This is a genomic window from Ardenticatenales bacterium (assembly GCA_020634515.1).
Lineage (GTDB): Bacteria > Chloroflexota > Anaerolineae > Promineifilales > Promineifilaceae > JAGVTM01.
In genome coordinates this window covers 864,921-885,981 of sequence record JACKBL010000002.1, presented here as the reverse complement: position 1 = coordinate 885,981, position 21,061 = coordinate 864,921, and the positions used below count along the sequence as shown (strand labels likewise).

Annotated in this window: 19 protein-coding genes; 1 reads left to right on the top strand and 18 read right to left on the bottom strand. The window is 60.2% G+C overall.

The features are described from left to right. Positions 1 to 119: 119 nt before the first annotated feature. On the top strand, positions 120 to 809 hold the full coding sequence (locus H6650_08175) for a DUF2461 domain-containing protein (GenBank protein MCB8951974.1): 690 nt from the start codon (positions 120 to 122) through the stop codon (positions 807 to 809). 144 nt (positions 810 to 953) lie between these two features. Here H6650_08175 and H6650_08170 read toward each other — a convergent pair whose 3' ends face one another. The 18 genes from H6650_08170 to H6650_08085 all read right to left on the bottom strand — a co-directional run bounded on the left by H6650_08170 (position 954) and on the right by H6650_08085 (position 20,938). After that, the gene (locus tag H6650_08170) at positions 954 to 1,925 is read right to left on the bottom strand and encodes a phage tail protein I (protein MCB8951973.1); all 972 of its coding nucleotides are present in this window, start codon (positions 1,923 to 1,925) and stop codon (positions 954 to 956) included. An 11-nt stretch (positions 1,926 to 1,936) separates the two neighbouring features. Next, on the bottom strand, positions 1,937 to 5,053 hold the full coding sequence (locus tag H6650_08165; GenBank protein ID MCB8951972.1) for a hypothetical protein: 3,117 nt from the start codon (positions 5,051 to 5,053) through the stop codon (positions 1,937 to 1,939). Positions 5,054 to 5,157: 104 nt separating this feature from the next. Beyond that, a complete protein-coding gene (locus H6650_08160) occupies positions 5,158 to 6,417 on the bottom strand; it encodes an OmpA family protein (GenBank protein ID MCB8951971.1) in 1,260 nt (419 codons plus the stop codon). Between the two features lie 12 nt (positions 6,418 to 6,429). After that, on the bottom strand, positions 6,430 to 8,430 hold the full coding sequence (locus H6650_08155; GenBank protein ID MCB8951970.1) for a putative baseplate assembly protein: 2,001 nt from the start codon (positions 8,428 to 8,430) through the stop codon (positions 6,430 to 6,432). Positions 8,431 to 8,477: 47 nt separating this feature from the next. Beyond that, the gene (locus H6650_08150; protein MCB8951969.1) at positions 8,478 to 9,416 is read right to left on the bottom strand and encodes an alpha/beta fold hydrolase; all 939 of its coding nucleotides are present in this window, start codon (positions 9,414 to 9,416) and stop codon (positions 8,478 to 8,480) included. A 52-nt stretch (positions 9,417 to 9,468) separates the two neighbouring features. After that, positions 9,469 to 9,897 carry a GPW/gp25 family protein gene (locus tag H6650_08145; GenBank protein MCB8951968.1) on the bottom strand — a complete coding sequence of 143 codons (429 nt, stop codon included), beginning with the start codon at positions 9,895 to 9,897 and terminating at the stop codon, positions 9,469 to 9,471. Between the two features lie 34 nt (positions 9,898 to 9,931). Next, on the bottom strand, positions 9,932 to 10,327 hold the full coding sequence (locus H6650_08140; protein ID MCB8951967.1) for a PAAR domain-containing protein: 396 nt from the start codon (positions 10,325 to 10,327) through the stop codon (positions 9,932 to 9,934). A 92-nt stretch (positions 10,328 to 10,419) separates the two neighbouring features. Continuing rightward, on the bottom strand, positions 10,420 to 12,108 hold the full coding sequence (locus tag H6650_08135; protein MCB8951966.1) for a VgrG-related protein: 1,689 nt from the start codon (positions 12,106 to 12,108) through the stop codon (positions 10,420 to 10,422). A 105-nt stretch (positions 12,109 to 12,213) separates the two neighbouring features. Continuing rightward, positions 12,214 to 12,882 carry a LysM peptidoglycan-binding domain-containing protein gene (locus tag H6650_08130; protein MCB8951965.1) on the bottom strand — a complete coding sequence of 223 codons (669 nt, stop codon included), beginning with the start codon at positions 12,880 to 12,882 and terminating at the stop codon, positions 12,214 to 12,216. A gap of 413 nt (positions 12,883 to 13,295) precedes the next feature. Then, positions 13,296 to 13,553: a DUF2283 domain-containing protein gene (locus H6650_08125; protein ID MCB8951964.1), complete on the bottom strand. Its 258-nt coding sequence runs from the start codon at positions 13,551 to 13,553 to the stop codon at positions 13,296 to 13,298. A 337-nt stretch (positions 13,554 to 13,890) separates the two neighbouring features. Then, positions 13,891 to 15,984 (bottom strand): hypothetical protein, encoded by a 2,094-nt coding sequence (locus H6650_08120; protein MCB8951963.1) that lies wholly within the window; start codon positions 15,982 to 15,984, stop codon positions 13,891 to 13,893. A 1-nt stretch (position 15,985) separates the two neighbouring features. Next, positions 15,986 to 16,423: a phage tail protein gene (locus H6650_08115; protein MCB8951962.1), complete on the bottom strand. Its 438-nt coding sequence runs from the start codon at positions 16,421 to 16,423 to the stop codon at positions 15,986 to 15,988. A gap of 7 nt (positions 16,424 to 16,430) precedes the next feature. Continuing rightward, on the bottom strand, positions 16,431 to 16,607 hold the full coding sequence (locus tag H6650_08110; protein ID MCB8951961.1) for a hypothetical protein: 177 nt from the start codon (positions 16,605 to 16,607) through the stop codon (positions 16,431 to 16,433). A 2-nt stretch (positions 16,608 to 16,609) separates the two neighbouring features. Then, positions 16,610 to 16,969, bottom strand: coding sequence for a phage tail assembly protein (locus H6650_08105; protein ID MCB8951960.1), 360 nt, complete (start codon positions 16,967 to 16,969; stop codon positions 16,610 to 16,612). A gap of 81 nt (positions 16,970 to 17,050) precedes the next feature. After that, entirely contained in the window at positions 17,051 to 17,476 is a 426-nt protein-coding gene (locus tag H6650_08100) for a phage tail protein (protein MCB8951959.1), read from the bottom strand. 235 nt (positions 17,477 to 17,711) lie between these two features. After that, positions 17,712 to 19,022, bottom strand: coding sequence for a phage tail sheath family protein (locus H6650_08095; GenBank protein ID MCB8951958.1), 1,311 nt, complete (start codon positions 19,020 to 19,022; stop codon positions 17,712 to 17,714). 287 nt (positions 19,023 to 19,309) lie between these two features. Next, entirely contained in the window at positions 19,310 to 20,206 is an 897-nt protein-coding gene (locus tag H6650_08090) for a DUF4255 domain-containing protein (protein MCB8951957.1), read from the bottom strand. 15 nt (positions 20,207 to 20,221) lie between these two features. After that, positions 20,222 to 20,938: a DUF4157 domain-containing protein gene (locus H6650_08085; GenBank protein ID MCB8951956.1), complete on the bottom strand. Its 717-nt coding sequence runs from the start codon at positions 20,936 to 20,938 to the stop codon at positions 20,222 to 20,224. Positions 20,939 to 21,061 lie beyond the last annotated feature (123 nt).

Sequence of the window (21,061 nt, the reverse complement as noted above, 5' to 3'; positions counted from 1 at the left end):
GATAGGGGCAATATCACGGGTGGCGGATTGGTTTATTCTTGTAAAATGAACCAATCTGATATAATCCGGGCAGTGCAGCGAACAAGCGTTCTGATTTTGTCTCAAAATAGGAGAATCGAATGTTTAATGGTTTTTCAACCGCGGGTCTACAATTTCTGACGGACTTGATCGAGAATAACAATCGGGAGTGGTTCAACGAGCGGAAGGATATTTATCAAGATGAGATCGTCACGCCGGCGCTGGCTTTCATCGGGGATTTGGGGGAACGGCTAAAACAGATCGCCCCGGGCCTCCGCTCGGATATGCGCACAAATGGCAGCGGCTCGCTGATGCGCATTTACCGCGATACCCGTTTTTCAAAAGATAAGTCGCCCTATAAGACGAATGTGGGCATCGTCTTTTGGGAAGGGAGCGGCAAGAAAATGGAACTGCCGGGCTTTTATTTCCATCTCAGTGCGGAAGAGGCGTGGATTGGCGGCGGATTGTACATGCTGCCGCAGCAATCGATGGATACGTTCCGGCAGGCCGTAGCGGACGAAGAGGGCGGCGCGGCTTTGCAGCGGATCATTGGCACATTGAGCGCCGCCGGCTACCGATTGCACGGAGATACGTATAAGCGCGTGCCGGCAGAATTTGCCCCCGACCATCCCCGAGCCGATCTGCTCCGTTTCAAAGGGATTTTTGCCGGTTCGCCGAATATTCCCATGCAGGTTGTGTGTTCGCCGCGGTTGGTGGACGTTTGCTTCGAGCATTGCCGGCAGACCGCGCCCTTGCACCAATGGTTTGTGCGCCACGTAACCGGCAACTAGCGGTGGCGAGAGGCGTGAATGTCAGTTTCCTTTGTGTAGCCACTCCTTCGGCTGAAAAAATGGTTTCTAATAGCCTGAAGCTGGTGCTTGCCGGCACGTCAGCCCCCTTTCCTTCTTGACCTGAGAAGATTCTGTTTACCGGAGTCAGCCCTGAGCGAAGAGCAGGCGATAGCTGGCGTGGGCCGGTTTGTGCATGTCGATGAGTTGTTCGATCAGGGCGCGGTTGACTTGATTTGCCGGCATTGGCAAGCGCACCGTAAACACAAATGGGTCCTGATCCGCTTCCTGGTCCACAATTTCCGCGCGCGCGCCGGTGTAAATCTGCAACACCCGTTGCAGCGCGGCGCGTGTACCGCGGCGAGCATACAGGTCGTACGCTTCGGCCAGGAACGCGCGCCGCTGCGTTTCGCTCCAGGATGTGTCAAACGACATGGCGTACCAGTTTGCCAGCCAGGGTAGGAAATCCGCGGGGGCGCTGGATGGACCCAAATAGAGGTCAAAGTTGTCTACCGTCCATTCAATGGGCGTTAAAATGCTCTCGAAAATGCCCAGAAAGCGGGCCATGAAATCGGTGTGGTAGATGGCGGGCAGGTAGTTCAGCAGTCGTTCGCTGTGATGGGTGAGACCGGGCGGAGGCGCGGCGGGATCGGCAGGGATGGCGGGGGGGGATGGCGGGGTAGGCGGCGGTGGGGGCGTGGCGATGACGGGGATGGGGGGAGAAGATGCCGGCATAACCTCCCCAGCAGACGGTGCAACAACAATGGGCGGAGCAGCTTCCGGCTCAGGTTCCGGTTCCGGTTCCGCAACCGTGGAGACGCGCAAAACAAGGCGATAAGGACCGATTTGCACGGCTGTGCCCTCCGTCAGCGGGCGCGGCGTTTGCGGCGGCAGCTTCTCGCCATCCACCACCGTGCCATTGGTGCTGCCCAGGTCCGTGAGGACGCAGGAGGATTCGTCGCAAACGATTTGCGCGTGCCGCCCGGAGACAAAATGGTGCGGTAGTTCCAGATCATTGCCGGCAACGCGCCCCAGGCGTGTCACGCCCGGCGGCAACGCCAACGTCTCCGCCCGCTCCGGACCATCAATCTCTAACTGAAAAAGCAATCTATTTGCCACACCCATTCTCCCTACTGTGCCGCCTCGGCCTTCTCCCGCTGCTCGGCGTATTCATCCAGTCGATCCAGCACCTCGGCCGTTCCATCTTCGTCTTCAATCACGATCTCATCCACGATCCGGTCCACTTCCAATTCCGCCAGAATCATCTGCCATTCCGCCACAAATTCCGCCTGTCGCCGCTGCATCTCCACGGGAATGAGCGCCTTCCCCCCCCAAACGGCTTCCGCTTCGTCCCATTTCTGCTTTTCCTCGTAGTACGCCTCATACATCTCGCGCAGCCGCTTCATCTCTTCCTTGGTCAACTTCATCTTCGCTTTATCACTGGCGTAACCGGCAATTCCGGAGCGCGCGCCATTCGTCACCGCTTTCGCGCCAAATTTCGCCAGTTCCAATACCATTTGCTCCGTGGTCAGGTCATCTTTGCCCGCCAGCGTCTGCACCACATCGGGCAAATTAGAGGTCACGTATTCGCCGGTGCTGGCGCTGACGTTTATCCACAGGCGCAGCGCGTCGGATGTCTGGTCACTCAATTCCGCTTTCATTTCGCCCTTGACGACCGCGCCACCGGCCCCAAAAATGAGGCCAATCATTTTTGCGCCCTGGTCCTTCAGGTCGGGGAATTCGCCGGTGACGTAACCGGTGGCGAGGTCGGAAGCGGCGCTAGAAATCGCCCCACTGGCGACTTCTTCCCAGAATGGGCTTTTGATCAGGCCGACCATTTTCATTTCCAAAGGATCAAAGGCTTGCAGGGCACGCCCGGCCACTTTTCCCACACCAAATCCGACGAGCGCCTGGGCGATTTTGCCGGCATTCTCCGCCGACGCCAACTCATAATCACTCCCCAACAACGCCTCCCGCGTCAACATCCCAATAATCGCCGGCGTCACCGCCGCCGCCACCGCCGCCACACTGCTGCCACCCGTAAACGGGGCCAGCACCAGCGCCGCCAACGCCTCCAACGCCGTGGAAATCACATTGGCCGCCGTCTGCTTCATGCCCCGCAGCCGCGCCAGCGCCTTCTGAAACTGCGCCATCTCCACCTGAGCCAGAGCGGTCACGTCCTCCACCTCGAACATGGCCATCATCACTTCCAGCTCATCCTTGCTGATTCCCTCCTCCTTCACAATACTCGCCAGCCGCTGCAACGACTCCGTGGCCACATCGGACACATCCTCCGCCGACATCTCACTGTACACGGCCACGCCTGCCTCCAACAAAGCATTCAGCACCCCCGTCTGCGTTGCCGCCAACTGGTACTGCGCCCGCTTCAGCATCTCTTCCGCCGTCGTCGCCGGCGCCAGCAAGTTCAGAATCTCGTAGCTGGAATAGGAAACTTCGCCCGCATGGAAAATGTGCAGCAGGAACTTCGCCGTGGGTTCATTCTCCGCCCAGGGTGGCTGCACCGCCTGCAAGTTGCGCCGCGCATAGGCCGCCACCACATCGTCGCGCAGCGCCGCTTTCTCGCTCAGCGCATCGTGGTTCAAAAACGCATGAACCTCCGCCAGCGCACCTTCAAACACGCCGCGCGCCAGCAATCTTTCGATGACGATAGCCCCGCGCGTCGCCTCGTCGTAATCGTAATTCAGCAGTGGGTAGACCATCCGCTCCCTTTTGGCGCCGATCTCGCCAATCATGCGTCCCAAAATCGAATAGGAGGGCCGCACGATCACGCCGGCATCCGTGGTGGGAATGCCCGCCTCGCGGAACAGGCTCTCAACCTTCTTGTCTGCCCAAAACTTGATTACCAGGTCGGCGGCCTCGTCGTATTTCTCCTCATACAAGGCCAGATACAACTCGTCCGCGGCGTTCAGGTCTCCCTTAACGATCAGGCGTGCATGTTTGTACTCCTCCGTCCACGTATCCATATCCGTCCCAATCAGGTTCAAATAGCTCTGTTTATTGGATTCCCAGATACGTTCGTACGCTTCCGCCGTTTTCGTTCCCTCATGCCGTTTGATGCGCCCGGCCCAGATTTTCTGCAATTCGGCCAGCCACTTGAACACCTGCTCGTCGTTCGTGCCTGCGCCACGGATGGCCGCCAGCAACGAATCTTGCGCCACGTCAATCTGCATGTTCTCAATGGTGATCAGGCGCGCTTCCTCGTCGGTGATTTCCTGATGCTCCTCCCCAAAATAACCGGCCAACTCCCGCATGTTCCGCGCACTTTCGGTATCGCCAAACTGGTATTCGTACTGGCTCGCTCCGCTGAGGACGGCGCGGATCAACTGCCAATCCTCGCCGGAGAACTCCTCTTCCATGGCCGTGTACAGGCCCTGGTTTCGATTAAACCAACTGTGCGTGGTCCAGGCGGTTTCGTTGTTAACGTAGGCTTTCCAATCCGCCTTCAATTTCTCGAAATTTTCTGCCCCTTTCAGCCATTCGTCCTGAATGAGTTTGATGGCCGCGGATTCGGCGGTTCCATCTCGCCCGCTGGTGAGGAGATACAGTTCCTCGGCGGGGGTGAGTTTGGCGCGGTGCAGCAAGGCCAGGGCTTTGTACCAATCTTCGTTGCCCCGCTGCAAGGCGTTGCCCATGAAGTCGTCGTAGAGGTCGGCTTGTAGGGAGCCTTGCCCGAAGTCGGCAAAGGCCTGGTTGTATCGTTCCTCCATTTTTTGGCGTCCGCTGAGGGGGAGGGCCTGTAAGATAGCGAACACTTGCACATCGCGCGTGCCGGCAGGAATCAGCGCCAGGGCCATGGCCGTTTCATACCCGTGGGCATGGCCGAAGCGCAAATGGGCCACCGCCTTCAGCAGCAAGTCCAGGTCAACGCGCTTGTGCAACCCATAGACAACGTCCTGCAAATTCTCGCCATAGAGGTGGTCATAACGGTGCGTGAGGACGTAGATGTCCCCTTCATCTTGCTGCAAGAGCAGATTCAGGGCGCGGTGCTTGTCCGAGGTGCTGGTTTGCAGCAGATCGTGGAATTGGGTGGCGCGGGCGTCGTACTCTTCCACGCTGGTGCGCTGCACCGTGGGCGCGGCCTGACGCGCCGCGATCCGCCGCTGCACGGCGGCGTTGCCCTGCAAACGTTGCATTTGCAACAACGCCCCGGTCGCTATGGGAATAGATGCCCCTTCCGCCAGGAAGGTCCCTTCCGCCAGGAAGGTCGCCCGCGTGACAGGGGGCATGAGAGAATGAAACGGTGCGGACTCCGTTTTTCCTTTGCCCGTGCCTCTTTCATTTCCTTTTCCAGCCTGCCCGTCATGCTTCCTCATTCGTCCGGCTTTGCTCCTCAACCACCTGTCGCCCCATCGGAGGAACCGCCACCGCTTGCATCCGCCTCCTCGATGGTTTCCACGGAGACTAGCACAACTCGCTCGTTTTCATCTTCCACGTCATCCGGAGTGCCCGCGACGTACTCGCCACGAGAATAAACGCGGAAGCGCGCGTCGGAGCCGGCAATGTCCTGCAAAATCTCCACCACGCGCTGCGCTCGTTGCCGTGAAAGGAGGCGGTTCGCCGGACCAGGCTGCGTCGTGCTGGCATGACCTTCAATGGTAATTTGCAACGTACCATCCTCAATCTGGCGGCGCGCGCTCTGTGGCAATCCCAGATACCAAGATACCAGCGCCTGTTCCGCGCCTGCTTCAATCACATCCGAACCGGGCGCAAACGTTACGTCCGTCAGGTGCATCACAGGCTCTGGAGGAGGCGGTGGCTCCGGTTCCGGCGGAACTTCTTCCGTTTCTACTGGTGTGGTCGTAATATCGCCAAAAGCATCCGCGCGTGTCCAGACCCATCCATGTTCAGACTCAATCGTAAACAGCATCGAACCATCCGCCTTTACCTGCAAATAGCCCCAGAATGAATCAATGCCTGTGCCCACGGGGTCCCATGTGCCGCTGATTTGGTAGCGAATGGCTGCTGTGGGATCGGATGATGGGCTGTGCGCCATGCCCGTGAAATTGATGGCGAACGTTGAACTCGTGAGATGCTCTGACTGATCCTGTAAGCCCACAATACTCACGTCACGCAGGTCGTGCCCATTGTACTCATACGAAAGACGGAAGTACATGGACATATTACCGCCCATAAACGGGCGCGGATTCCACACGTTGGCGCGCAGCGTCGTTGTCACCCGCGTCCAATCCGCGTCTGGCGGCGTGTTTTCGTGAATGTAGTTGATAGTGGCCGCGGAACAAGAGAAATTGCCGCTGAGAACGATGGGAGCGCCGGCGGAGAAGACGGCAATCCCCAATTCGGCGGCAACAACGGGAACAATGCGCTGTGCCACGGGAGCGCCGCCGTTGTTAGCGCGCATATGCGGCTGCTGCCCCAACTGTCGCTGCACGTACTGGTTGCCGTGCTGCTGCTGCATTCGTTGCAGGGCCGCCTGCCGCAGCGAAGCGGAGCCGGGCAAGACGGGGGGTAATCCTTTGTCATGAAACTGCGACGCAAGGGGGAATTGGGCTGCTTCCGGTTCGGTCCCGTTGCGTACGGGCGCTGCCGGCATTTTCTTCTTTTCCGTATCCAGTCCGCGGTTCTTGCTCATCTGCGTGCCTTTCTACACAAATTCGATCCGGTGTCGCCCGGAGACGATAACCCCATGTGCCACAACTTCCAACAGCTCCACCGCGTCACCCTCCCCTTCGCCGCCGGCACGCGCAGCGCGCATCTCCACCCCCCGAATAAACTGCACGTCAGGCACGCCCTGGAGGCATTGGTAAACGTCGGAAACGTATAAATCGCGGCCAAAAGGCCATCCGTGCCCATCGGGACCCCCCGTGAGGGGATTGAGGAAGTGGTAAAGCCGCGCCAACACATCTGCTTCCACCTGGCCGGCGGCCACACCAGGCGCGGCGCGAAGCTGGACTTTGACGGCCACCCAGCGGTAGGCGGGAGCGCGCACGTTCAGGCGCGTGGTGAGCAGGCGGCGCTCATCGAGGTAATCGGTCAATCGGGCCACGTCCGCATCGTTCGGGGCCAGTTCGGATTCCGCCAGGTAGCGATCCGGATCGGCAATGCGCGGGATGACGAGGACGTATACCTGGCCGGGATTGACGCGCCCGGCTTCGGAAGGGCGCGGCTGCAGGCATTTGACGCGGCTGATGGCCTCGGGAATGGCCTGCCGCGCCAGAAACTCAAAATCGCTTTCGGTGACGGCGCGGTCACGCGAGCGCAGCAGTTTGGGGGCGCGCATCATGGCCGCTTGCAGGGTTTCCGCATCCAGGCCACCCTGAGCCGCGCGGCGGTTGCTGACGCGGGCGACGTAGGGAATGGCCGTTTTCAGGGTGTTCAAAATGCCGGCCTGGACGTTGCCCACCGCGCCGCCGCCGGTGCGGTATTGATGAAAAATGAGGTTGGCTCCGCGCGGGGGAATGGCGCCGTACAGTTTCAGCGTGCCGTCCGGCTGGCGCACGGCCGGCCCCAGGCGCAATTCGCCGGTGACGCCGTCCAGGGTGTAATGGGGATCGGTGAAACCGGAGTCGCCGAAGTCGGCAACCTCGCGCCAGGTCTGCATCGCTTCGCCCTCAAGGTGAATGGTCAGGGTTTCGCCGGGCTTGCGTTTGAGGATGGGGAAGCGCTGTAGTTGGAGGCGTTGGCCGGGCGAGCCGTCGCTACGCCCAAGAAACTCCGCCGCGACGAGTTGGGCGTGGGTGGCGGGGATTGTGCCGCCCCAGGCGTCGGCGGTCAGTCGGCGCAGGCGCGGGCTGACGCGGTACGGTCTCATGCCGTTCTGTCGTTCGGCGGCGGTGGGTGTTTTAACGCGCACGCGCACCCAGTACCGTTCTTGATTGTTGACGGTGTACTTGCCCATTGCCGGCATATGCACCTGAATGCGGCCGGTCGTGTTCAAACCCCGGGTGTTATCCATCTCCAGATCACAGGCCGTCCAGCGCGTCTCGCGCTCTCCGGTGGCCGCCTCCCACACCAGCGGCGGCATGGTGGGGTCCACGCCCGCGCCGCCCGCCGGGTCCCAATCCGTCTCCAGGCCCAGCAAGTGGTGGCTGAGGTCGTTCTCGAAGCCGAAGTAGAGAGCGTCGTCTTCCTGTGGCGTGCCGGTGAAAATGTCCACGCCCTCGAAGCCGACGGCCAATCGGCGCACGTTGATCTCTTGATACCGCTTCTGGCCGTCGCTACCGGTCAGGCGAGCCACGACCTGGACCATCTGGGGGGGGATGATGCGCAGGTCGGCGTCGGTGGTGAAGGTGATGGAGCCTCTGGTTTCGGTTTGGGTGCTGGCGACTTCGGTTCCGGCGGGGATGATGATGGGGTTGGGTTGGGGTGCGGAAAGCCAGAAAGTGACGGGGGCAAATGCCGGCACGGGTTCCAACAACCGAATCCCCAGCATCTCCATAAACTTGATCATGTGCAGGTCAGGCACCTGGTTCAGGCGGTAAAGAACCGTCTCCGTCATCCAGGCAAACAACTCAATCAGCGTCACCCCCGGATCGCTGACGTTATGGTCCGTCCACTCCTTGGTGTAGTGAGGGATGCGTTTCTTCGCTTCGTCCACAAGCTGCTGGAATGTGCGGTCATCCAGTTTCGGTGCATTCAGGGGCATCGAACTCTCCAATGATTGCGAAAATAGGGGTCGGTGGGTATTGTGCTTTACTTGCCATGCACCGGCGGGAATTGGGGCACGTAGGCGGCCAGGAAATCATCCATGTACGCCTGATACCCGGCCAGATTCGTGGTGACGGAGGCGGAATGGGAGGCGCCCCAGTCGGTCAGGTACAGCACTTTACGTGTCTCGCCTAAATGGTCGTAAATGTCTTGCGAGTGTGCCGGCAATGTGTAGGTATCCTGTAACGAATGCAGCAAAAATGCCGGCACGCGGATTTGCGCGGCGGCCAGCATCGGGGAGACGGCATACGGGTCAAAATGCGCCCGCAGCCCCGCCACCGCAAACGCACCGGGAATAAACAGGCGCACAAAGCCACCATACTGCTGCACACCCTGCTCCGTGACGATAGTTTTCATGTCCCGATAGGAAGAATCGGCAGCCACGAAAGCAATGTCCGGCGCTTTGGCCGCCGCCAGCAGCGCCGTGGCCGCGCCGTATGACGTGCCCATCAGCCCAACCTGGGCGCGAGGCAGCCCGGTGCGTTGCGTAAACCAGTCCAGCGCCGCCAGCGCATCGTCGCTCTCGTAATAGCCATAGGTGCCATACTGCCCCGTACTATTCCCGTGATAACGCGCATCATACAGGAGCAAATCGCAGCCGTGGTCCCAAAACAGCGGGGCAAAACGGAGCATGCCGTAGCGCGTACTGGAGCGCCCATGTAGCAGGAGCACGCCGCAATTGCCGGCATCAGGGTTGTCGAAATACCAGCCGGCCAGCGTCACGTCTCCGGCGGCAATGGAAACCTCTTCCGGCGGGGACAGCCCCAGCGCCACCGGGTCTTCACTGAGCGCCGCATCCTCCGCCAGCGTGGCGCGGGAAAACGTGATCAGCACGCTGGAAAAGTACCAGCTACCGCCCAGGTAAACAGTCAGGAGCAGTAAATCAATAACGACAAAAGCGATGACCAGTTTCTTGTGCTTCATAGGTCTGGGGTCCGTTGTGGTGAGCGAGATAGATTGGACCAATTTCACGCGCTCAATGGCCATTTTCACCGGAGAAAATTGGTCCAATCTCGCTGGGGATGAGGTAGAAGGGGTAGGTGAGGGTACGCTGGTCGCGCGTGGCTTTGAGTTGATACTGGATGTCAATGCTCAGGCAGTTACCCACCTTCGGGTCCGGCTGCACCGTCACCTTTTTCACCTCAATGCGCGGCTCCCACATGCCCAATGCCTCCTCAACATAGCGGCGGGCCTGGGTAGCCGTCTGGAGGGTGTTCGGCGCGAAGACGAGGTCGTGCAGGCGACAGCCAAATGTGGGCCGCATCACGCGCTGTCCGGGCGCGGTGGACAAAATGATAAGGATGGCCTGTTCGATTTCGCTGTTTTCGCTCGTCAGCGCCAGACCGCCCTGGGCGTTCACCTGGGGCGGAAAGGCCCAACCGCGTCCAATGATGTCGTTGCTCATAAAATACCTATCCATTTCTGCGGGCGCGCCGCCATTAGCCGCCAATCAAGACAGTTCCCACGGCCACGACCGTGCCGCCGGGGTTAGGCATGGGGTCGGCGCAGGTCTGCGCGGTGTCGCCGTTGCGGGCGGCGGGTTTGCCGTTGATCATGACGGTGCTGCTGCCCATCATGATCACGCCGGTGTTGGTGGGCGGTATCTGGAAGGGGCCGCCTTGCGGAATGTGTGGGGGGGTGTTGCGGGCGGTGCTGCCGACGGTTGCTGCCGGCATTCCCATCACCTTCACATTCGCGCTCAAATTGCCATCCAGAATCCCCGTAAACGGGTGCGGCAGCGGCGTGGGCACCGGGCCGCCCGGTGACGGGATCATGATGATGTGTACATCCGTGGCGACGACCTGGTCGCCCTGCTTTGCCGCCGGTTGTCCCATATTTCCCTCAGACGAACCTTCCCGGAAGCTAATCTCAAGCAAAAGGCATCATCAAAACAGCTTCCGGGAAGATTGATCTAACGCAAAAAAAATCAATTCAGATTAATCACCGCGCCCTTTATCGTCACCTGGCCGTTCGCTTCCAGGTCCATGTTCATCGTGGCCGTGAGTTTGAGATTGCTGCCGGCATTTATCTCTACATCCCCGCTACCATCCAGCACAATCTTGCGTCCATTATCATCCAACGTCAACGTCAGACCGCCGCCACTGCTGATGATCAACTTCTTATTCGCGTCATCCAGTGTCACCGTATGCCCGCCGGCACTTTTGACCTCCACCTTGTTATCCCGGTTGTCATAAGTCGCAATCGTGTGTCCGCCACGGGAGCGCCACACGCGCACCAGCGGCTGGTCGCCACCCGCGACGTGTTCCGGCGGCGGCGCGTGCTGCCCGTTCCAGAGGCCGCCAATAACAAACGGGCGGTCAAAGTCGCCGTGTTCAAAGGCCACGACCACTTCATCAGCGACGGCGGGCATGACGTACCAGCCCGCTTCCGGTCCCGCGCCGATGCCCACGACGCGCGCCCAGGTGCTTTCGGCGTCGTCGGCCATCCAGGGGAATTTGAGTTTGACGCGGCCCCAATTTTGCGGGTCATCCACGTTGGTGACGATTGCCGTGACGATGCCGGGCCAGGAAATGCCGGCATCTCCCGCCCCCAATTGATCCGCCAACATCCCCGTCCGCGTCCCCCGCACGCAAAAATGCGTCGTCAACCCCTCCGGCGCATAAACGTGCGTCGCGCTCGTCACCAAATACGTGCCGCTAAACCGCTGACCCAACGCCTGCAAATCCACCAACTGCCCCGCCTTAATCTCCGGGCGACGAAATGCCACTCCATCCGCCTCCACAAACGCCCCGCTCAACTCATTCAACCGCGCCGCCGCCAACGCATCCGCCTCCGCCTGGCTAACCACCGGCTGATTCACAATCACCAGCTTGCCCTGCCCAAACTGCCCCGCCCACTCCGCGCCGCTGCGGGACTCCTCAATCCGCGGATAGAGCCGCCCATCCGTCGCTTGCGCCCGCCCCACAATCGCCTGCTGCTGCTCCGCGTCCCACCCCTTCACAATCACCTCGTCCACCTGTTCCGCCAGCGTCATCCGCGGCATAAACGACTGCAAATCATCCCCCCAGTGCAGCGTCAGCGCCGCCCCGCCGCGCGGCGGCTGGCGAAAATACAACTTTCCCCCCTCCACAAAGCACTCGTAACCAATGCGCCACGCCCGCTGCATCAAAAACGCCAGGTCCGACTGATTGTGCTGGTACAGATGGTCGTAAACGGTCGCCGTGCTGTCCACCTCCGCCTGCAAACCGGCAGCCTGGGCCATTTCCCGCGCCAGGTCGCTGTCCTTCTTGTTCACAAAAGCGCGGCTTTTTGTCTCTCGAAACAGGCGGTGCAACTTGTCATACCCCCGCACCACCAGTTCCGCCACCATGCCCTCGCCAAATGCCGGCTCCAACGCCGTGATCTCCCCCTCAAACAGCGTCACCTTCTCGCCATCTTCCCGCGCCGCCTCAATCTTCACCGCCTTCGCCAGGTCAAATGGGCCACCATCCAGCAGCGACAGGTCGCGGTCCGCCAGGCGCGCCGTAAACATAGCGGGCAAATGGGCGTGCTGATCCACCGTCACTTCCAGCAGGTTGCTAAAAACATCGGCGGGCAGCTCGCTCCCCTCCACCTCAACGTATATGCGACTGGCAAGTGGCTGTGATTCAGGCATGTCCTTATTCACTGAAGAAACCGGGTTTTTCGATTGCCCGGTTGAAATTACCAGAGTTCATGTGTAAAAACCCGGTTTTTGGCCTTTTTTCAGTAGAGCCAATCTTTAACGCGCGGGAATGTTCAGGCGTTGGCCGGGACGCAAACGGTGCGGATTCACGAGTCCATTGTGCGCGGCGATCAGCGGCCATTTTGTCGCGTCGTTGTACACCGCCGCGGCAATCGTATCCAGCCGGTCCCCCGCCGTCACCTGCCAGATACGCTCCGTGGGGCCGCCGCCAGAAGTCGGGTTCTGCCGACCATAATCCTCCACATCCTTATGCTGCGTGAAGGTGATGTCCACCTCCGCGCGTACGGGCGTGCCATTCGCCAGAAACAGCGTGAACTTCTGCGTCATGTTCGTGATCACGGAGACGAAGCGGAACACGCCCCAGGAAAATGCCACTTCCGGCGGCGGCACTTTTTCCGTGCGGTTGCCATTTTGGCGCGTCTTCGACTCCATCAACTTCCATAACAGGCGCGTCGTCTCGCTCACGTCCGTTTGCGCCTCGTAGCTATCAAAAATCAGCTTCAGGCGCAGCGTTTGCGCCCCCGCCTTCTTGAACTCCACATGCGGCACGCTAGAGCGATTGCGCGACTTCTCCTCGTACGTGTTCGTCTTGGAAACCGTGTACTCAAACGGATTGAACATACACGTAACCGAGACGCCGCCGCTCTTCGCCTCTCCGCTCTCGTCCACCTCGCAAATTTCCGCCGCCACCAGTTCGCTATCCATAGGATTCGTCTTCCCGCGGTATTATCCGAAAACCCGCCTGTTGAAAATGAGAATCTATAACGATTCTCACGGAGGTGTTCGGCATGAGCGTAAAGGGTTCCGTAGAAAGAAACACATGCCCATCAAATATCGCTTCAACTGTCTTGACCATCGTCATCCCTTTGTCGCTATTCAGTCTCAAGGGTCATGCACCATCTTACGGTTAGTAACCGCCCGTTATTAATTTGGCAAGATTGGTCCAATCTCCGAGATTGGACCAATCTGAAAACCACTAACTTATTTGCGAGCGGCTACTTAGTGGCTGTCCGTGGTTAAGCTAGCGGAAATGCGCGGACAGCCGCCATGATGAATAGTTCGTCAGTAAACGCCACAAAACGTGTGAAGTTATTCTCGAACCGTTCCTTACGATCTCGTCACGCGGCAACTTCAGATTCAGATGCGACAGCGCCAGGCATCATTGATTCCAACATCTTGAACTGAATAGACTCCAGAATCGAATCACGCAGGAAAGCTGCGGCATTCACTATTTCCACGCCAATCAGTTCTCCTTTCTCGTTTAGTTCCGCCGTTATGTTTGGTCCTAGTTCAATACTTCTCGCTTCTGGTTCCTCGGAAATGACCAGATGCAAAATGTCTTCTTTTTCAAAATACATGACGCTGGTCTTACTCATAGGAAAACCTCCCAATGTGAAGTCAAATACTGATCTTTGGGCAAGCAATCGGTAAAAGACAATATTCAGAAAAATACCATTGTACAAGAATCACGTAAGAGTTTGGCGCACATCCAACTAACTTTCCAACCTGGCCCTATCCACAGCCCGTTGTGCTTCAACCAAAGACGTGCCAATAGCGTCTATCCCAGGCAGGCGCTTCTTCGAAATGACATCCCTAATCGCATCAAGGAGAAGCCAAATGACCCCAACTTTGCCAGCCAATTCCTTGTCGCCTATATCGAAATCTCATGATCCAGATTCATTAGAACCAGCCCAATAAGACACTACTATCCTTTCATGGAAGTACCCGGCGGGTGCGTTCCCAGTCGGTGGACAGGCGGCGTTTGAGTTGATCGTAGACCCGGCGTGCCAGTTCATCTACGTTGATGCCATCTTCCGCGTCCGCCGTTGGCGGTGCGTCAGGAGCGGGGGCGGGAGGGGCGGGCGCTAACTGGGGCGCGGGAGCGGGAGCGGTGTCCACGCTGCGCATGATAACGGGCGGTGGCGGGGCGGTAGACGCGGGCGGCGTCTCGCCCAGGAGGGTCCACAGGTCGGCGGGGAGCGGGCCAATTTCCGTGGGAACGGGCGTCGCGGGCGGCGGCGTTGCCGTGTTTTGCCGCCGGGGCGCGGATGGCGTTTGTGATCCTGCCTCTGGCTGACGCGCCAGGGTCGGACGAGGCCGGCGCGGTGTGACTAACTCAATGCGGGAGTCGGTGGGGCGGGCGGCGTCTACTTGCCGCAAAATAGCTTCGACCCGCGTGTCCGTGGCGTCCCGTTCGCGCATGGGGGTTGTTTTCTCCGGTGCGCGAGGCGACGTCGGCGCGGGGGCGTCCACGGCGCGGCGCTGCACGGGCCACGCTTCTTGGAGCGGAGTCGAGGGGGCGTCAGGATCGGGCGCGCGCTGGACGGCCGGTGTATTCTCGCCACCAATGCCGGCAGCATTGCCGGCAATATGCACATTTCCCCCCACACTCGTTGCCCCACTGAAAGCCGCGCTGCCGGCTACATTCAGGCTGCCGCCGACATGGGTCACGCCCGCGCTGGACAATACACCCGCAGCCAGCATACCGCCACCGATAGTCGTAGAGCCACTCGTGGACAACGCGCCGGCGGCGCGCACGTCACCGCCCACCGACGTGCCATCACCGGACATGCTCACGGAACTGCCACTGACACCGCCACCCACTTCGACGGGACCGCCGGTAACCAGACTGCCGCCGGCTTCCACGTTTCCGCCAATGGATGTCGGGCCTCCGCTGACGCTCACCGTGCCCGCTGCGCGCACATCGCCGCCGGCGACAAGCGAGCCACTGGCGGCCATGCTCGCTCCCGCTTCCACGTTACCGCCGACGTTGCTGATGCCGCTGAGGGCGGCGGAGACACCGGCATTCACGTCTCCGCCGACGGTGGTAACGCTCCGTGTGAGGACGGTTGTGCCGGCATCCACGCTCCCCCCCACCTCCGACGCACCGGACAAATTGACCGTTCCCCCCGCCTCCACATTGCCGCCCACGTTCGCCGCCGCCGCCGTCACCGCGCCACCCGCGCGCACGCCGCCGCCTACGTCCAAAGACCCCGCGTTTGTCAATGAACCGGCTACCTGCAAATCGCCCGCCACGGTAACAGCGCCGGATTGTAGATCGCCGCCCACGATCATGCTGCCGCCGACCGTTGTCCCGCCCGTGCCGGCATCCTCATCCGGCTGACGTTGAACCACAGCAGGCGGCGCAGGCGGCTCTGGCGGACGCTCCCAAAAACGCTGCACCCGCCGCACCACACGGTCCAGCAAAGACGGCTCGCTCACGGGCGATGGCATCGCCGCCGGTGTTGGCGCGGGCAAAACATCCATCTCCGCCTGGGGGCGTGGCAACGATTCCGGGGCCAGGGGGGCGAGCGACTCAATCGCCGGGGGTGTCTCCTGGCGCTGCACCGCCGGCGCGGAGATCGTGGGAGCGGGCGGTGACACGTCGCCATCTTCCTGTTGCTTGCGCGCCTCATGCTTGCGCATGATGGTTTGCAGGCGTCGCCAATCACGGTCCTCGGTGGGCGGGGATGCCGGCACGGGCGCAGCCGAAGGCACCGGTCTGGAAACAGGCGCCGGGGGCAATGGCGTGGCCGGGGAAGGGATGTCCCGCCGCTGAATGAATGGCGGAGCAAGCGCCGGCGGCTGCGCCGGCAGCGGCGCAGCCGGTAGGGACCAATCCGGCGGCGAGATAGGCGGCCAGTCCACCAGAGAGCCAAGCGGAAGCGTCGGCGAAAGGCCGGGGAGCAGGCGTGCGGGCGTGGCCGGCATGGGGGATGCCGGCAGGGCCACACTGCGCATCACAACGGGCATGGACAGGTGCCGCCGCACATGCCGCCAGAGGGGATTTTGCTGCCGTGTTACCACACTACGCCGCCTCAACCGTGATTTCGCCGCAAGCCAGTTCTAACGTCTGCATCGCCACCGTGCTGCTGTCCGTCTTGAACTGCGGCGCGGTCCACTTGACGGGATAGGCATCAGCAATGTGCCAGTTGAGCAGCGGTTCGTGCTTCACGTTGTACAGTTTGACCGTGATGGCGCGGCGGGTGAAGGTTTCACCCATGGTGTCCAGACACCATTGCAGCAGGTCGCCGGTGCCGATGCCGTTTTTCAGCGTGAGTTTGGTCGCCTTGCGCCGGCCCGGCAACTGCGGCACGTAGGTGTTCAGGCCGCCCACTTTGACCTCTTGCACTTCCCACTCAATTGCCGGCAACGTACACTCCGTAAACGCGCCTTGATTGATGCCGTCAATCTGCACCACGAAGCGAAATGCCTGGTTTATGCTCTCGCGTACTTGCTCGTCCATATCCGCGCTATCTTATCTCTTGCTTGCGTCCGCGTCGGACGCGACTGTCGGGCTGGCGCAGCCGTCGCCGCTCCTGTTCGATCTGCAAATCCCGCAGCCAGAGGGCGTAGACGCGCTCCGCTACCTGGCGCACAAGCTCGGGCGTGATTGTGCCGGTGTCGGGGGGGATGGCGGCGTCCGGCATGATCACGGTTCCAGCGGGGCCACTTGCAGTTGAAACTGCGTATGGCATTGTGGACAAACAGCGCCGACGACGACGGGCGTAGGGCTGTTCAGACGCAGGTACAGTTCCTGGAGATAGGCCAGGTCAGAGGCAAATAGACGCTCGATCACTTGGGGTGTGATTGCCGGCATTTCGCCCAACGCCACCACCACCCGCGCCAGCAACAGCACGGGCAAATACGCTTCATTCGCCTGCACACGCGCATCCTGCAACGGTTCTATCTCATCCAGCGCCGTCGCCAGCCGCATCCGACCCTGGCGATGCACCTGCCCCGTCTCATCCACGTAGCCCCGCGGCAGCACAAAATCAAAGGTGATTTGCATGAGGCTTAATCAATGGACGCGAATGATGCCGGCAACGCGCCCTCAACTGGGCGCGCGCCGTACGCATTCGCGCCGCAAAAACTAGTTGACGCGAGCGATATATTCGTGCGTGATGTGCAGCTCTTCGACGCTGATCTCGTTGCTATCCGATTTGGGCTGCGGTCCGGTCACCTTCACCGGCCAGGCGCGCTCAAAATTCCAACGGGCGACTTCGTTCAACGACTGGTCGTACATCACAATGGAACCATCGCAGCGCGCGCCATCTACATCCCCATCTTCCACCTGCTTGCGCCAGTTCCAGATGTCCATGTTGCTGGTAATGCCCCGCTTCAGGACGATGTTTTCCCACTTCAAGCGGCCAGGAATCTTCATCACCACTTCCTGTCCCGTTTCCGTGACGACCTTGTGTTCGATGATGTCATGTTCAGAACCGATGCCGGAGCATTCGGTAAAATAGCCAACGATTTTGCCGTTCTGTACGTCTAAGGCCCAGTGAAAGCCAACCAATGGATCTTCGCGATCTGCCATAGCGATTTCTCCTCTGAGAATGATCTTCCCGGAAGTTTGGTCACAGATGATGCTCCTGAGGAGCAACTTCCGGGAAGATGTTGTCAATTATGGTGGTGCGCACGCGGCGCGTGCTGTCTCCTCTGAGAATGACCTTCCCGGAAGTTTGGTCACAAATGATGCTCCTGACGAGCAACTTCCGGGAAGATGTTGTTAATTTCGGAACGAATCTCTATCACGCCTCGGCGTCCGCGCCGGCCCATTGGCTGATGCGCAGGATGACGAACTCCGCCGGCTTGACGGGAGCAAGGCCAACTTCAATGATCAACTGACCCAGGTCGCGGATTTCCGGCGGGTTCAGTTCTTCGTCGCATTTGACATAAAAGGCCTGTTCGGGGGTAGCGCCAAAGAGCGCGCCGCCGCGCCAGACCACGCGCAAATAGGAGGTGATGTCGCGGCGTACTTTAGCCCAAAGGGCGCTGTCGTTTGGCTCGAACACGACCCACTGCAAGCCACGATCCAACGAGGAGCCGACCATGTTAAAGAGGCGGCGCACGTTGATGTAACGCCAGGCGCCGTTGCTGCTGAGGGTGCGGCCACCCCAGACGCGGATGCCCCGACCGGGAAAGGCGCGAATGCAGTTGATGCCAATGGGGTTGAGGACGTCTTGCTCGCCGCGGCTGAGTTGAATCTCTAACCCGACCGCGCCCCGGACTACTTCGTTTGCCGGCACTTTATGCACCCCACGCTCCGAATCACTGCGCCCATAAATGCCCACCACATGACCACTCGGCGGCACCAACTTCGTGCCCGCGCCGCCCAGGTTGGCAATCTCCAACCAGGGGTAGTACAACGCCGCGTGCGAGGTGTCGAAGTTGAGGAATTCGCGCCACTCTTTGGCCTGTTGCGCGTTTAAGCCGGGAGGCGTGTCCAGCAGGGCAAAACGGAAGCGCATCTTCTCGCAGTGCGTGATCAGCGCCGTTTGCACCGCTTTGATCATGTCTTTGGCCTTCTTGGAGCCATCGTACCCGGCCATCAGGTCTGGGCACAGCACCAGGTTCACCTCGTCAATGGCCTCCAACCCGCTAATGCCCGTGCGCGCGGCGGTATCACCGACGTAATCGTTTGCGGTGAGCGCGGCTGCCGCGGACTCAGACGCAGGCGCGGCTTTAGCTTCCTCGCCTTCTTTGGCCGGCTTGGCGGCGGTGGGTTTGGCCGGCTGCTCGTTCAAGGCCAGCAGGCTGGTCACGTAGCAGGGGCCGCCACCATTAGCGAAATACCCATACACCGCTTCCGGCAAATACGCCCCATCCGTGAATCCGCCAAAAATGTCGCCGAACTGCGTCCAGTTAGTGACGAGCGTAGCCTTGTTCAGCACGGATTCCACGGGGACGCGGTCGCCCGTGTTCGGGTCAATGCTTTTGCGGCTGGCTTCCGCCGTGATGCCAATGAAGGCGGCGATGGATGTGCCCGCGCTTTCAATGGGCTTTGTGCCGCGATCAACTTCTTCGACGTACACACCCGGTGATGCATAACCTACAGCCATATCGTTTCTCCTTGAAAAGTGATCAATGGTGGGTGAAAAGTTGCTCGTCGCAATCATTAACCCTTGAATTGGTGAATTTCTCAACGGCCAATGGCATGCTTCAACGGTTCAGCCGTTCACCCGTCAATTATTTGTAACTACTAACGCTCTCTGGAGATTGGACCACTTTCACCAGCAAGAATGGGGCCAATCTGGCTTAGGGCGCATCCGTTCATAAAGGCTTCGCTTGGGAATTGACGGATGCGCTGGAAGGGTTCTTATGTGCAGTTACAGTTTTCTTCTTTCCTCTACAGTTCAATGTCATAATCTCCGCCGGCGGCGGGGATGATGATCTGTTTCTGTTTGGGTTTGCCGCTGGCGGGCCAGGCGAGGAGGGTGTAGGTTCCCGGCGGGAGGCCGCCGAGGGAGAAGCGGCCTTCGCTGTCGCTGGTTGCCAGGAGGCCGGTTCCTTTGATGGCGATTTCGATGCCGGGTTGGGGGGCGCCGTTTTTGTGGACAATGCCGGCAACATACGAAACCTCCGCCGCCACCTCATCCAACTGCTGCTGCCAGGGCAACGTCCGCGTCTGCCCCGTGCGCAGCGTAAAGGTACGCACAATCGGACCAGTCACTTCCGTCCACGGGTCCAACGCAATCGTCACCAAATAGGGCACGGTGGGGCGCATTTCATTGTCTAACGCGCTCCACACCTCGGCGGGATTCGTCAACTTATCCGCCACCGCCAACTGCGCCGCCACGTCAAACGGCTGGTCCCGCATCGCCCCCACGAGGCGGTCCTCCGTGAGTACCGGGAACCGGAACAGCACCAGCATCGCCCGCGTCAGCAAGCGGTGTTCGTCCTCCGGCTGCGCCGCCCACGTCGTCAGCATATAATGGCAGTCTATGCGAAACGGCGTCCGCTTGCGACTGCCCGCCGGGCCGCGTCCATTCTTGACCATCTCCCACTGGTGCTGCCGCAGGGTGGTGTTCTCCCGCACATCATACAGGAACAGATTAATCGTTGGTTTGGTGAGCCTGGCGCTCCACTCCCGGCGCGGCTGATCGAACTTGATGTCAATCTCCCCATTCTTCACGGGCAGTTCGGCCACGAGGAGTTGGCGCAGGGTTTCGTCCAGGTCGGCAATCATTGTCAGGGACTCTTTCTCAAAGCGGAAGTAGCGCCCGCGGCCGGTCCGCCGCGTCACGGCATCTTGGCGCTATCAGGGTTGCACCAGTTCCTCTTCTTCTTCCATTTCCTGCATTTGGACCAGTTCTTCTTCCTCTTCCTGCAGTTGCAGTTGTTCTTCGTCCTCCTGCAACTGCGCGGGGGAAGTGCTCCCCATCGGCTGATCCATGACGTGCGCGGCCATGCGGTCCGCTTCCGCTTCGTACTCGTCGTTGGGGTCGTTGACGCTCATTTTGCCCTGCACGTTGGCGGGACCACCCCCCTGCTGCACCACGTGGGTCAACTCGTGTGCCAGGAGGTGCTGCCCGTCATGGCTGGCCGGGCTGTATTCGCCGTCGCGGAAGAAAATGTCGCTGCCCACGGTAAACGCTCTGGCCCCAAGCTGGCGGGACAACTGGTCGGCGGCGGCATCATGATGAACGGTCACGTCGTCGAAGTTCGTGCCCAGGGCCGCGCCCGCTTTTTGAGACATGCCGGCATCCAAACTGGCACCATGACCAAGATGACGGTTGATGGCGGACGTCGTCTCGTCGTCCAGTTCGGTGGGACCCACGCCGCTGCGCTGGGCCAGCACGCGCTGCACGGCGGCATTGCCAATCGTCTGATGCAGTTGGAACACGGTATCGGGCGTGAGCGGACCGGCAAGCCGCTCAGGAGTCGGCAGCGGCCCAGACTGGTGCGTGGAGGATTCATCCATCTGCCGCCGGGGGTGCAATCCAGTTTTTGGCGCTAAGACACGTTCAGTGGACATGCTATCTCCTTCGTAACTACAAACGCTCTCTGGAGATTGGACCAATTTCACCAGAGAAAATTGGTTCGATCTGGCCTGGTAGTTACTCTCCTTCAATAAAAAAAACCGGGGTCTGGGCTTTGC

Excerpts from the sequence above, each read along its gene's own strand:
- H6650_08125 (MCB8951964.1), bottom strand. The coding sequence starts at position 13,553 with ATGAGTAAGACCAGCGTCATGTATTTTGAAAAAGAAGACATTTTGCAT.
- H6650_08160 (MCB8951971.1), bottom strand. The coding sequence starts at position 6,417 with ATGAGCAAGAACCGCGGACTGGATACGGAAAAGAAGAAAATGCCGGCA.
- H6650_08145 (MCB8951968.1), bottom strand. The coding sequence starts at position 9,897 with ATGAGCAACGACATCATTGGACGCGGTTGGGCCTTTCCGCCCCAGGTG.
- H6650_08135 (MCB8951966.1), bottom strand. The coding sequence starts at position 12,108 with ATGCCTGAATCACAGCCACTTGCCAGTCGCATATACGTTGAGGTGGAG.
- H6650_08155 (MCB8951970.1), bottom strand. The coding sequence starts at position 8,430 with ATGCCCCTGAATGCACCGAAACTGGATGACCGCACATTCCAGCAGCTT.
- H6650_08140 (MCB8951967.1), bottom strand. The coding sequence starts at position 10,327 with ATGGGACAACCGGCGGCAAAGCAGGGCGACCAGGTCGTCGCCACGGAT.
- H6650_08150 (MCB8951969.1), bottom strand. The coding sequence starts at position 9,416 with ATGAAGCACAAGAAACTGGTCATCGCTTTTGTCGTTATTGATTTACTG.
- H6650_08085 (MCB8951956.1), bottom strand. The coding sequence starts at position 20,938 with ATGTCCACTGAACGTGTCTTAGCGCCAAAAACTGGATTGCACCCCCGG.
- H6650_08095 (MCB8951958.1), bottom strand. The coding sequence starts at position 19,022 with ATGGCTGTAGGTTATGCATCACCGGGTGTGTACGTCGAAGAAGTTGAT.
- H6650_08115 (MCB8951962.1), bottom strand. The coding sequence starts at position 16,423 with ATGGACGAGCAAGTACGCGAGAGCATAAACCAGGCATTTCGCTTCGTG.
- H6650_08130 (MCB8951965.1), bottom strand. The coding sequence starts at position 12,882 with ATGGATAGCGAACTGGTGGCGGCGGAAATTTGCGAGGTGGACGAGAGC.
- H6650_08165 (MCB8951972.1), bottom strand. The coding sequence starts at position 5,053 with ATGCCCCCTGTCACGCGGGCGACCTTCCTGGCGGAAGGGACCTTCCTG.
- H6650_08175 (MCB8951974.1), top strand. The coding sequence starts at position 120 with ATGTTTAATGGTTTTTCAACCGCGGGTCTACAATTTCTGACGGACTTG.
- H6650_08105 (MCB8951960.1), bottom strand. The coding sequence starts at position 16,969 with ATGCAAATCACCTTTGATTTTGTGCTGCCGCGGGGCTACGTGGATGAG.
- H6650_08110 (MCB8951961.1), bottom strand. The coding sequence starts at position 16,607 with ATGCCGGACGCCGCCATCCCCCCCGACACCGGCACAATCACGCCCGAG.